At 61.3% G+C, this 12,866-nt stretch carries 11 protein-coding genes; all 11 read right to left on the reverse strand.

Annotated features, from left to right (window positions below):
* Positions 1-29: 29 nt before the first annotated feature.
* The 11 genes from AACP59_RS05675 to AACP59_RS05725 all read right to left on the reverse strand — a co-directional run bounded on the left by AACP59_RS05675 (position 30) and on the right by AACP59_RS05725 (position 12,593).
* On the reverse strand, positions 30-728 hold the full coding sequence (locus AACP59_RS05675) for a pyroglutamyl-peptidase I (RefSeq protein WP_297316698.1): 699 nt from the start codon (positions 726-728) through the stop codon (positions 30-32).
* Between the two features lie 40 nt (positions 729-768).
* Complete coding sequence (locus AACP59_RS05680) at positions 769-1,548, reverse strand: IspD/TarI family cytidylyltransferase (protein ID WP_297316699.1); 780 nt, start codon at positions 1,546-1,548, stop codon at positions 769-771.
* Between the two features lie 94 nt (positions 1,549-1,642).
* The gene (locus tag AACP59_RS05685) at positions 1,643-2,587 is read right to left on the reverse strand and encodes a purine nucleoside phosphorylase YfiH/LACC1 family protein (RefSeq protein WP_297316703.1); all 945 of its coding nucleotides are present in this window, start codon (positions 2,585-2,587) and stop codon (positions 1,643-1,645) included.
* Between the two features lie 117 nt (positions 2,588-2,704).
* Positions 2,705-3,574: an aldo/keto reductase gene (locus AACP59_RS05690; protein WP_370465970.1), complete on the reverse strand. Its 870-nt coding sequence runs from the start codon at positions 3,572-3,574 to the stop codon at positions 2,705-2,707.
* A 74-nt stretch (positions 3,575-3,648) separates the two neighbouring features.
* Positions 3,649-3,981, reverse strand: a complete 333-nt coding sequence (locus AACP59_RS05695; protein ID WP_297317326.1) for a hypothetical protein — start codon at positions 3,979-3,981, stop codon at positions 3,649-3,651.
* An 81-nt stretch (positions 3,982-4,062) separates the two neighbouring features.
* A complete protein-coding gene (locus tag AACP59_RS05700; protein WP_339350267.1) occupies positions 4,063-4,986 on the reverse strand; it encodes a DUF2207 family protein in 924 nt (307 codons plus the stop codon).
* Entirely contained in the window at positions 4,983-6,680 is a 1,698-nt protein-coding gene (locus AACP59_RS05705) for a DUF2207 family protein (protein ID WP_339350268.1), read from the reverse strand. The genes AACP59_RS05700 and AACP59_RS05705 overlap by 4 nt, the downstream gene beginning before the upstream one ends.
* Positions 6,644-7,444, reverse strand: coding sequence for a DUF2207 domain-containing protein (locus AACP59_RS05710; RefSeq protein ID WP_339352928.1), 801 nt, complete (start codon positions 7,442-7,444; stop codon positions 6,644-6,646). The genes AACP59_RS05705 and AACP59_RS05710 overlap by 37 nt, the downstream gene beginning before the upstream one ends.
* A gap of 745 nt (positions 7,445-8,189) precedes the next feature.
* Positions 8,190-10,973, reverse strand: coding sequence for a polyribonucleotide nucleotidyltransferase (locus tag AACP59_RS05715; protein ID WP_297317329.1), 2,784 nt, complete (start codon positions 10,971-10,973; stop codon positions 8,190-8,192).
* Positions 10,974-11,250: 277 nt separating this feature from the next.
* A complete protein-coding gene (rpsO, locus tag AACP59_RS05720; RefSeq protein ID WP_220236320.1) occupies positions 11,251-11,520 on the reverse strand; it encodes a 30S ribosomal protein S15 in 270 nt (89 codons plus the stop codon).
* A 293-nt stretch (positions 11,521-11,813) separates the two neighbouring features.
* Positions 11,814-12,593, reverse strand: coding sequence for a hypothetical protein (locus tag AACP59_RS05725; protein WP_339350271.1), 780 nt, complete (start codon positions 12,591-12,593; stop codon positions 11,814-11,816).
* Positions 12,594-12,866 lie beyond the last annotated feature (273 nt).

Below are 12,866 nucleotides of genomic sequence, written 5' to 3' on the forward strand. Positions count from 1 at the left end.
CCTGGAATCGAAGCAATCGAAGTCAGCGATCAGGCGATGAGGATGGGACTTGAGGATGGCTGACGGTAGTACCGCACGGTCTCCCTGACCACCTCCTGGATGGCCTGGATCTGCTGCTCAAGGGGAAGACCCAACCCCTGGGGATCGGTCTCGTTGACCATGGGAAGACTGACGAACCCGGCCAATACGTCCGGGTGCTTGGTGGCCCACCCCAGCAGGTTGTAGAAGAGCGCATTGCAGACGTAGGTGCCTGCGTCCGAGCTGAGTGTTGCCGGAATTCCGCAATGCCCGAACTCCTGAAGGATGGCACGGAGGGGAAGCCTGGTCCAGTAGGCGGCCGGCCCATCAGGGTCGATTGGCTCTGTCGGCCCATGCCCGCTTTCATCCTGGCAGGCCAGGTCATGCCCCACCTCCTTGATGTTGACCGCACACCGCTCCATGGATATCCCACGGGCATGGCGCTTCAGTCCTGTGGCGATGACCAGGTCGGGCTCCACCCGCTCGATGGCCTGGTGGAGGATGGGCCACGCCTTGGCGAAACTGACCGGCAGGGTCACGGCCGTGATATCCAGGTCCACCCCCCTGAGGGGATCCTCCAACTGGGTGTCGGTCCGTGTCAGGCCGCCCATGCCCCGGTCGGCCAGGGCCTGGGGAACCTGGTAGGAGGGGTTGACCTCAACCCCCTCATAGTGGTCGTATCCGGTGACGATGACCTTGATCTGCTCCATACCATCCATGGTACACAGGACAGGCGGAGGAGCCGGTGTCCTATTCCCCCAGCAGGGAACGGGCGATCCACTCGGCGATGGGGATGTCCGATGAAAGGGTGACCTTGAGGTTGGTCTCATTGCCGGCCACGATGGCCACCGGCTCGTCCGGCAGGTAGTCCACCACCACCCGGGTGTCATCGGTCGGATGGAACTCCGGATCGGTGGCCGCCCTGGCATAGGCCTGGCGAAGGGTGTCGAAACGGAAGGCCTGGGGGGTCTGGGCACGGAACATGTTGTCCCTGTCCGGCACGTCACGGACCACCTTGCGCTCCCCCAGGTCGCGGGCGAAGAGAATCGTGTCGGTCGAGGGGACGGCAACGGTCACGGCACTGAAACTGTCCAGGGCCTCGATGCACCCGGTGATGGACTCCTGACTGACGAAGGGACGGACGGCATCGTGAATCAGGATCTTGGCATCGGCGGGAATGCCGGACCCGGCCAGGGTCTGCAGGGCGGCCTCGGTGCTGTCGACCCGTTCCTCACCGCCCTGGATGATCATCCTGACCTTGGGATAGCCGTTATCCGCCACTATCTTCTCGACTGCAGGACGCACCCGGTCGTTGACCACGAGCAGGATGTCGGTGACGTCGGGGTTGGCCTCGAAAGCCTCGATGGACCAGGCCACGATGGGCTTGCCCCCCACCCGGAAGAGCTGTTTGGGATTGTCAACGTCGAATCGGACGCCCAGCCCTGCGGCCAGGACCACCGCCACCACCGGTACGGAGCGCCGGGGGACATCCGCCCGCACTTCCGCTTCAGGTTCTCTCATCTCACTCATAGTCACACGCTATCGGCCTTGCCGGGGGGAAACGGTGGAGGGTGGGGCTTTCTGCACTGAACATCTGCACGATTCATACCGGGCACCTCAGCCATCAGTCTTCGCGCATGATCAGCGCCAGCATACGCCCCTCGGTCTCGACTCCGGCCAGTACGGCCCGACGATGGGAGAACCAGAGGGGGTTCTCCACGGTGCACAGCCAGTGCCCGGCCCGGTCCGCACGAATGTCCCTGGCCTGCTCGGCCCCCTTGTCCACCTTGCGGATGGCATCCAACTCCTGGTCATCCTTCAGATAGTGGGTTGCGGCGGCCACCCTGCGACCGGAATCCACAACCCTGGATATGCCTGACGCCCGCAGGGCCATCCGGGCCGCCGAGGCAATGTCGATGGAGACCCCACCGAATCGGCTGGTTCCTGCCGTTCCGGGGAAGACCTGGTCGAAGGAACGGGCCAGGTCTTCGTCAACCTGATAGCAGTCAGGACAGATGCAGGGACCCAGCGTGGCCACAATCCCGCCCAGGTCGGCACCCTTGGACACCATCATGTCGACCAGGGAGGCGATGACCCCGGCCACCAGCCCCTTACGTCCGCAGTGGGCGGCTCCGATGACGCCCGCCTCCGGATCGGCCAGAAGAACAGGCAGGCAGTCGGCGGCGAAGATACCCAGGGCCTGGTCGGTCCTGGTGGTCACCTGGGCATCGGCAGGAGGGGCATCCATGCCGGCAGGATCGCGCCCATCCGCATCAACGACCCTGGCCGAATGGACCTGGCTGACGAGGCGGAGCGGCTTTCCCAGCTCCCGGCTCAGCGCCTGACGGTTGGCCTCCACCGATCCCGGCTCATCCCCGCCCTTACCGCCAAGGTTGAGCGAAGCGTACCCACCCTGTGAAACCCCTCCCAGGCGGGTGGTGTACACCACCCTGACGCCCGGGGCCAGATCGATGGGAATGGTGACGGGTATGGGAGCACCGCCCGCATCATGGGTGGGAATGGCGGAGCTGTCTACAACCCCGTGTTCATCGGACCACTGATCAGACATACCCGATTCGGGTCCTGCAGCCTGCTTGGCCATGCTGGCATCATTCCTTTCCTTGCCGTCCAAAGCCCTTCCCCGCCATGGTAAGGCCTGGAATCATCACCCAGATTCCTGCCGGTCTCAGCCCAGAAGGGCCCTTTCCTCGGGACTCAGATCAAGTCGGGTCGCCTTCAGGGAATCCAGAATGGTCGATGCACGGTGGGCTCCCGGAATGACGAACACATGCTCGCTCCGGTCCAGTTCCCAGGCGAGGACAACCGACTGATAGGATACGTCCCGTTCCCCGGCGACCTTGCGGAAAGGGTCGTACCTGGTTTCGTCCTTGACCTTGCGGAAGCCTCCCAGAGGGCTCCAGCAGACGAAGGCCAGACCCAGGCCGGAGACATAATCGAGTTCATCCCGGCTGGAGAGGAAGGTCGGCGAGAATTGGTTCTGAACGGCCACCAGGTCAGCCCCCATGACCTCCCTGGCCATGTCGATCTGCTCACGGTCGGCGTTGGAGACGCCCAGGGTCCGGGCCACCCCCTCCTGGACCAGGGATTCCATGGCCTCAAGGGATTCGCGGTACGGCACCTGGGGATCGGGGCGGTGGAAGTACAGCAGGTCGATGGTGTCGACGCCCAGGGCCTGGGCAGACTCCTTGGCATGCCTGATCAGGCTCTCCGGGCGACCATCCACGGCCCAGGTGGGCTTTCCTTCGGTGAAGTTGCGGTAATGCCCCACCTTGGTGGCCACCAGGACATCCTCACGGGGGCCCTTCCAGGACTCCAGGGCCTTGCGGACCAAGCGCTCGTTGGTCTGCTCCGGGCCGCCCGACTCATAGTAGGACCAAGCCGTGTCCAGTTGGCGGCACCCCGCATCAAGGGCGGCGTGAATGATTTCAATGCCGGTCTGCTCGTCGGGCTTCCCCTCTATGGAAAGACCCATACAGCCCAGACCGACCGCCGTGGTCGTGAAGGGGCCCAGTGCTCTCATCGATGATGTCATCATCCGCTCCTCGGTAGTGTACGAATATCATACTGTTCCATTTTCCCGGACCAGACGATTCTAGCCTCAGGGTCCCGTCAGCGCCCGCCGAAGGAACCGCCTCCGCCGCCGAAGGAACCGCCGAAACCACCTCCGCCGCCGCCGAAGCCCGAACCACCGGAACCCGAACCGCCGAACCACCCGGTCTGCGAGGCCGTGTGCCGAATGCCGTCGAATCCTGCAGTCAGTCGGGATCCCAGATCGCTGAATGCGGTGGAGATGTTCATATCGTCCAGGGTCATGTTGGGCATGGTCATCCCGTTAGGGGAGTGCACACCACTCATACTGCCGCCATGGGAGTAAGCATGGGGCCGATAGGTCCAATGCACCAGGGAATCCTGGGCGTTCTGATCCAACCAGTCGGCATCCATGATCTGCGGGTAGGCTTTGGCGAGCTGCCTGACCCCCTCATCACCGATCCCGAAGGCCGTGGCATAGATCAGATACCTGTCTCAGAGAATCAGGCTTCCGATATCCCGATCGCTGAAATCGCCGAAGTCCGTCAGGAACCACCGCAGGCCCACCACCTGCCCGGCCCAGTGCTGCCCTTGCTCGGTCAGCACCTCCGATCGACCATAAACGGTGGCAAAAATGGAGGCTGTGACCAGGATCAGGACCAGGACCACCAGGAGGCGGGTCACCAGGTTGCCGGGCATGAAACTGAACATACCGATGCCGATGGCCGCCATTAAGGAACAGACGATCAGACCATTCAGCCCCGTCCTGGTTTCCCTGACATTCAGACCATTCAACTCATAGTTGAAAGCATTGGGGAAATTGGTCGTCAAGGTCGGCCCCGACTCGCTATCGCTCAGAAACCGGTTCATCTGCTCCAAGGTGAACCTGGTGCTCCCGACACCCGGCCCCGCAGCGACACATTCCAGCAGTTTGAGGGCAGACTCCTCGGTGAGCGACAGGTTCAGGGATGAACGGTTCGTCCTGCAGACCGGATTAACGGCAATGGCAATGGCATCGTCCATCTGCCGCTGACCGTGACGCCTCTGCCCTGTCTGGGGGAATCTCGACAGGGATATGGCCTTCTTGGAGGCCAGGGAGAGGATCGTCGCCGAAAGCAGGACGGAAGGGTGTGCCTTGCGTCCAAGGACCAGATCGTTGATGGACCCGGCCGCAGCCGGGGAGACACCGGGCGGATCGCGGCTATAGACCAGGTCACCCTGATACTGGGAGTCCCCATATGAGGTAAAGGCCTTACGGACCATGACGATGATCAGGACCAGAACAACAAGGACCACGATCAGCATGACCACGAAGCGCACCCTGGCCTTGGTGGTCTTCTGCCGCTCCCAGGTCTGAGCCTGTTCCAGCTCATCACGTTCGATCCGGCACCTTGCATTCCCCGGGACAGTCCTCTTCACACCACTTGTGGTTTCCGGGTCGAGGAGGGCATCAATATTGAGATGCTGCCCCGCGGTAACCTTCCGGGCGGAAAAGTGAAGCGTGCCATCCTGGTCGATGCCGAGGTTGGAATCCCCGTGAAGTGGAGCCAGGCCTTGGTCTTTTCCTTGGTGGACCCCCTGGGCAGACGCACGGTCCCCTCCACGGAGTCGATGGGGACCTGGTTGGTCCCGCCAACGGGCGTCCATGTACAATCAGCCACGTCATCGTAAGCAATGGTGACCCCGTGGAAGGTCATGTCAATCTGAAAGACGCGATGGGGGTCGGACTGGATGGTAGGAATGTTCCACCCCAACTCAACCTGGCAGGTGTCGTTCTTATCCCGGCAATCACCCTGGCTCCAGCCCCGGCTCGAGAATCCGTCCTCCGTTTGGTATCGATAGCCGTCCAGGTCATCACCGTCCGAGACCTTGGCCAGGTACCAGGTCTCGGCCTTGGAGGTATCCCAATCATCGACCAGATCCACGTCGTTCGCATTGTACAGGAGGGCCGTCTCCTTGAAGACGGTTCCCCGGGTGACATCCTTGACCTTGACCTGGCTGATGCCGGTCAGGGTATTGGGTTCGATCCTATAGCGCCGGTAGAGCTCCTTCCAAAGTTTGTCCCTATCGCGGGACCTCATGTTCACGTCTATCTGCTGGCGAATACGCAAATCACCATTTTCCAGTACACGGGCCCGGTAGTTCAAACTGTTGTAAGTCAACTCAGGCCTGTCATGGTTGGAGAGGACACTAGCGACTATAACCACAGAGATGAGGCCTACCGCCAGCCGTGAACCGAAATCAGCAAGATCCGACGAAAGGCCCGGGGATCCTGTCGTGGGTTGGAGGTCACCTTGGCCGTTGCCGGAAGACGCTTCCAAGCCTCCGGGCTGGCTGATAGGGACGAAAGCGGGGTATACCAGGGAATCCGTGGCATTGTTCTCCAGCCCAGTGGTATCCGTCAGGTCCGGATAGACCATGACCAGCTGTTCGGCGACCCTGTCACTGATGCCGAACGCGTTGGCATAGACCAGATACTGTTCCCAGAGTGGCAGATCCTCCACCCCACGATCCTCGAAATTACTGAAATCAAGGAGGTAATGACGCAGGCCTTCGACCTGCCCTGCCAGCTCCCGCCCCCCTGGGGTGAGGACCGCCGTCCGGCCGTAACATACGGCGAACACACTCACGGCGATCAGAACCAGACTCATGGTCAGCCACAAGAGGGCATTGCCGGGGAGGAAGTCCAGGCATGCAATCGCAACAGCAAACAGAACGGCAAGGATACCCAGGCAATTCAGCCAGGGGCGGCTCACGGTCGCTGTCAGATGGTGCAGTTCATCATCGGCGTCCTTTTTGAAATCCTCCATCAGCAGGGGTGCTTTCCCGTAGTCGACAAGGCTGTCGCTCAGCTGGTTCATATCGACCTGATACACCTGATCACCCATCTGACCGGCAGCGGTTTGAAGTAATTCCATGACGGACCTCTCGGACTTCCACAGGTGGAAGGATTCCGGATTCCGGCGGTACTGCTCATTCAGGGTGATGATGACGCTCTGGCGATCGTCCTCGGCATGCTTGGGGGAGGAATCCGGCGGGAGGTCCTTTGTCTTTTCCTGACTCAGGGGCCCGGGTCTCAGGGAGATGACTTTCTTTGAGGCCAGTGACAGCATGGTGGTCGAGAGCCGGTCCCCGGAGTTCGTCTTCCTGTCCTCCAGAATGTCGTTGAAGCCTCGGCGGATGCCGGGGATGTATTCGGCGAATCTCTGTAGTAGATCACCTGTCCGCGATAACGGGAATCCCTGTATGTGGTGAATGCCAAGCGCAGGAGAACAACCACCAGAATCAGGGCGAACAGGATGGCCGGGACTCCAGAAGCCGGTCTTATCACGGCCAGCGTCTTCTCCCTCCGCCTCGATTCCTCAAAGGCCGATGTCTCGTCCTTGAAGATCGTATCCTTGGCCCGTCCCTCGTCCCGCCGCTCGACCGCATTGGTCGTGGCCACATCGAACATGGACACCAGATCCAAATCCTGGCCTGGCTTCATATGCTGGACGGAAAAGCGCAGAGTACCGTCCTGGTCCTGCTCAACCTCTGAATTATCCTCGTTGTGGAGCCAGGCCCTGGAATTGTATTCGTTGACCCCCGCCGGCATATGGACGACCGCGTTCAGGGAATCAATCCGCGTCTTGTTGTTCCGACCCACCGGTTCCCAGGTAAAGGTGGCCGCATCCTTGTAGGCGGTGGTAACGCCATGAAGGATCATGTCCACCAGGAAACGTCTATGTTCTGCGGAATCAATCGGTTGGATGTACCAGCCCAGTTCCAAGGTGCAGAATCCCCCGGATTCACTGCAATTCGTCTGAACCTGCTTGCCGATCCGAGCCGTACCGCCCGCAGTGTCATACCTGCAGGGGGGGGGGGGGACTGTTCCCATTGACCTTGGCCATATACCAGGTGTCGGCCCGCAGCTGGTCCCAGAAAGGGAGCAATTGCACTTCGCTGGTACTGGAGAAGGGGGCGGTTTCCCTGTACTGCAGATGAGCATCCAGGCCCATGACCGAAACCCGACTTATTCCCTTTATCTTTGCGACATCAATCTTATCCCGCTGAAAAAGCACTAGCCAAGGCTGCACATTCCCCGCGGAGTCCTCCCGTCGATTCAGATGTGCGTCAATGGTTTGTCCGATATGCAAATCGCCATTGTCCAGGACCTGTACGTCGTATCCCAGGCTGGTGTAGAAGAAGTCGGGATCGGTTGGGCGCTTGATGAAGAAGACTGCGACCGCGGCAAGGAGGGCATCACCACGGCAACGGCAACGGACTTGATGAATCTGGAGGCACTCCAGAACCCCAGGTACCAAGGCGACCGCCCTCTCCCATCTCCAACCGTATAATCCTGCCCGGCCTCTGACACCGAAGACCTCACTTCACCTGGCTGCATCGGAACATCTACGGACCGCCTTCGTCTGCACTTATGACCTGGATCCTGCGGGCATGAGACTGATTGACAATGACGGATGCCGACATGTGCGTATTGATTCATACCTCGATAAGGGCGGTTCAAATCATATCATGACGATTATAGGTTGCTGCCCGGGTATAAAAAGGGCCCCGACCGGAGGCGGAGCCCAAGGATGCGCATCCCTGATCGGGATTTCAGCGACCTTCAGTCGCCGGCATCAGTCCTCGCTGTCGAAGGGGTCGAAATCCCTGCGAACCCGGCGACGGGGGCGCTCGGAACGCTCCTCGCGATCGGCGCGATACTCGTCGTAGTGCTCGTCGGCGGCGTAGCGGGGGTTCTCCCTGTGGCCACGGTATCCGCCACGGCCGGAGGAACGGCGCCCGCCGCGGCCGGAACGCTCACTGCGCTCACCACGGCCGGAATGACGACGACCGGAATGCTCGCTGCGGTCTCCCTCATCGGCATGCTCGGTGCGGCGACGATGCTCGTGGCGGGGAGCGCGGTCCTCGTCCTCGAACCAATCATCACTCTCGAACCTGCTCTCGCGGCGCGAACGACGATGACGGGGGGCCTCCTCCTGATCATCCTCGTCGAAGTAACGGTCCTCGCGTTCAGGCCTGAAAGACCTGCGAGAGGGATACCGGTCGTCGTCCTCGCGCTCGGGACGCTCGACCTGGTCACGATGGTCGTGACGCTCCCGACGCTCACCACGGCCGGAACGCTCGCGGCGCTCGCCCCTGTCGGAGCGGCCACCACGGTCACGACGATCACCACGGTCACGGCCGGCACCGGACTCCTGATCCTCGAACCCGGGAATGGCCAGGGAGATCTTGCCGCGGTCGTCCACACCCTGGACGATGACCTCGACGGTATCGCCCTCCTTGAGGACATCCTCGACGGCGTCGATGCGCTCGCCATTGGCCAGGTTGCGAATCTGCGAGATGTGCAGGAGACCGTCGGTGCCCGGGGTCAGGTTGACGAAGGCACCGAAGCTGGTGGTCTTGACGACCTTGCCGTTGAAAGTCTCGCCCGCCTCGGGAATGTGCGGGTTGGCGATCTGGTCGATGACCTCCTTGGCCTTGGCCGCAGCCTCGCCACCCTCGGAGGCGATGTAGACCGTACCGTCGTCCTCGATGGAGACGTCGGCACCGGTGTCCTCCTGGATCTGGTTGATCATCTTGCCCTTGGGCCCGATGACCTCGCCGATCTTGTCGATGGGGACCTTGGTGGTGATGATCCGCGGTGCGTAGGGACTCATCTCGGCCGGGCCGTCGATGCACTCGTCGATCACGTCCAGGATGGTGGCGCGAGCCTCCTTGGCCTGCTGGAGAGCGGCGGCCAGAATATCGGCAGGGATGCCGTCCAGCTTGGTATCCAGCTGGAGGGAGGTGATGAATTCGGAGGTGCCGGCCACCTTGAAGTCCATGTCGCCGAAGGCATCCTCGGCGCCCAGGATATCGGTCAGGGTCTTGTAGGTGGGCCTGCCATCGACCTCACCGGTGACCAGACCCATGGCGATGCCTGCGACCGGGGCCTTCAGGGGCACACCGGCGGCCAGCAGGGACAGGGTGGAGGCGCAGACCGAACCCATGGAGGTCGATCCGTTGGAGCCGATGGCTTCGGAGACCTGGCGGATGGCGTAGGGGAAGTCATCGCGGCTGGGCAGGACCGGAATCAGAGCACGCTCGGCCAGGTTGCCGTGGCCCACCTCGCGACGCTTGGGGGAACCGACACGGCCGGTCTCGCCGGTCGAATAGGGCGGCATCTCGTAATTGTGCATGTAGCGCTTGGTGGAGGGACCGGACAGGGCGTCGATGGTCTGCTCCATCTTGAGCATGTTCAGGGTGGTGACGCCCAGAACCTGGGTCTCGCCACGCTGGAAGAGGGCGGAACCGTGCACCCGGGGCACCACGTCCACCTCGGCGGACAGGGTGCGGATGTCACGCAGGCCACGGCCGTCGATGCGGTAGTCCTGGGTCAGGATGCGGCGGCGGACGATCTGGCGCTGGAGCTCCTTGAAGGCGTTGCCCAGCTCCTTGTCCTTCTCGGCCTCGTCCATGTCGGTGAACTCATCGGCCAGGGCCTCACGGACATGTTCCTTGATCTCGTGGATGCGGTCCTGGCGGGGCAGCTTCTCCGCGATGGAGAGGGCCTCATCCAGGTCGGCATGGGCGATCTGGTCGATGCGGGTGTACAGCTCGTCGGTGTATTCGGGGAAGAGCTGGAACTCCTTGGTGGGCTTGGCGGCCTTGGCCTTGAGTTCGCTCTGGGCCTCGCACAGGACCTTGATGAAGGGCTTGGCGGCTTCCAATCCCTGGGCCACGACCTCTTCATCAGGCTTGGTCTGGCCCTCGTCATAGATGAGGGTCCAGGCATTCTTGCCGGCACCGGCCTCGATCATGGCGATGGCGACGTCGCCGCCCTCGACCACACGACCGGCAACGACCAGCTCGAAGACCGCGCGCTCGCGCTCGCTCCAGCGGGGGAAGGCCACCCACTGGCCGTCGATCAGGGCCAGACGCAGTCCCGAGACCGGGCCCTCGAAGGGCAGACCGGAGATCAGGGTGGAGGCGGATGCGGCGTTCAGGGCCAGCACATCGTAGGAATCCTCAGGGTTGACGGCCAGGATGGTCTCCACGACCTGGACCTCGTTGCGCAGGGTGTGCGGGAAGAGTGGGCGCAGGGGGCGGTCGATCAACCGGCAGGCCAGGATGGCCTCGTTCGAGGGACGACCCTCGCGGCGGAAGAAGGATCCGGGGATCTTGCCCGCGGCATACATCTTCTCTTCAACGTCGACGGTCAGCGGGAAGAAGTCGTAGTTCTCCTTGGGGCTGGAACCGGCGGTGGTGGTCGACAGGACCATGGAATCGTCATCAAGATAAGCGGCTACTGCCCCATCCGCCTGCTGGGCGAGACGACCCGTCTCGAAGCGCACCGTGCGCCTGCCATATGAACCATTGTCAATCGTGGCTTCTACAGCCGTGATTTCGGGACCCTCCATAGGGTTCCTCCTTTGTTTACTTCCTATTACCTAATTATCAGTTGACTTCATCATTCTTGTGCATGCCGTACGCGATATACCTGATCGCGCTGATCGGAACTCCCCCGCCGGACCCTGTCCGGCCCTGGTTTCATCCCGTGGGGCTCCCGATTGGATATCGACCCGTTTTCCGGACCCCGACCCCGTCCTGGGGCCGCTTCAGTTACACCTTGTTTCCCATCCTCATTTCCAACATGCAAAAGCGCCCGAGCACCAAGGCTCGGGCGGAAGTGGTATATCAGTGGCGCAGTCCAAGTCGCTCCACCAGGGAGCGGTAGCGGTTGATGTCAACCTTCTTGAGGTAGTCCAGCAACCGGCGACGGTGACCGACCATGAGCAACAGACCGCGACGTGAATGATGGTCGTGCTGGTGCTCCTTGAGGTGCTCGGTCAGGTCGGAGATGCGCTTGCTCAGCAAGGCCACCTGGACCTCGGGAGAACCCGTATCGCCCTCGTGCGTCGCATATTCCTTGACGATTGCCTGTTTCTGCTCAGTCGTAAGAGCCACGGCTCCTCCTCTGTTTCTTTCCGTTACGCGGTGCACCGGCCCAATGCCGAAGCGCTCTGGTTCCGCGGGCGAAGCACGCCAAACAATCATTATACACATTTGACGGACCAATTACCCAAGATCATGGATCGTTGGGGATTCAGCGGAATACCGACCTCTGCAGTCTCACATACATGGGCCTCGCCATAACCGGAACCTCTGAGAAGGAGGATTGCGAACCTGTAGACGATACCCTCCGTCTCGAGGTCTGAGACAACAAGATCGAAAGCTCCGCGGGCCCAGACGGGTCGACATCACACAGCCGTGATAAGACCCCCGAAGAGGACGATGGCCAGGGCGATGAGTTCAATGATGAAGAACATGGACAGAGCCGACCAGCTGTGGGTCAGGACGTTCCAAGGGGAATCCTTCTTCACACAGACCAGGATGGCCACGAAGAGTATGGCGAAGACCGCTACGCCCAACCCGGCTGCGATGATGCCCAGATTAGCCGCGTTCGCCAAGATAGCCTGATGGTGATAGATGACGAAGGTTCCGTACCAGAAGTTCATCTTCAGCAGGCATAGTCCGGCTATAAGCTGTTCGGCCGCCAGCCCCAGCACGAAGACGGCCCGCCAGAACCATGAATGTGATTCGATGATGGACATGCCGATCCCCATAAAGGCCAGAACCGTGACCATCCAGGCGATCAGGGCTATACCGCGCGGATCCATTGCCGACGCATAATGCAGGACTCCCTGCGTGTGATTGATGGCCAACGAGCGCCCGTACCCGTAGGGCAGAATGATGGCCAGCAGGGTGGCCAGGGCTAAAACGACCCACCATATGGGACGCGCCTTCCGCTGCTCGATTTCCGCCAGGGAATACTCGGACTCCGGGATGGTGGCCTCGGGGTGGGCCGAAGCGGGGTTATCCGGTTCAGGGCCGTCCAGGTGGGCCTGATGACGCTGCTCGGGGGTTGGTATAGTGGCTGGGGCCACGGGTCCGGCGGATGCCGGAGATGCGGTTGGCGCTGAGGACGGAACGTGATCGTCAGAGGTCCCCGCATCGTTGTATTGGTCATGTTCCGCCATATGCATCTGCACCTCAAAGCCCGTTCGTTTGCAAATTCACTGTCACATAGCTTATACCGACCGGATTATCTGGGTGCAGAAGCGGAGAAGGCCGCACGGGAGTCGAACGCACTGGCTCATGCATCTGAAGCGAAGGAGGTAATCACTTGTTCTGACTGTGCATGGAACAGCAATTTGGTCAATGGTATTGAACCGCATCCGGCGAGCCGATCGATGCCAATCGCTTCCTAGGACAGACAATTCACAGCACGCTGAATTCATGATTGGTCTTAC

Origin of the sequence: Bifidobacterium indicum, assembly GCF_036987015.1 — a bacterium.
Lineage (GTDB): Bacteria > Actinomycetota > Actinomycetes > Actinomycetales > Bifidobacteriaceae > Bombiscardovia > Bombiscardovia indica.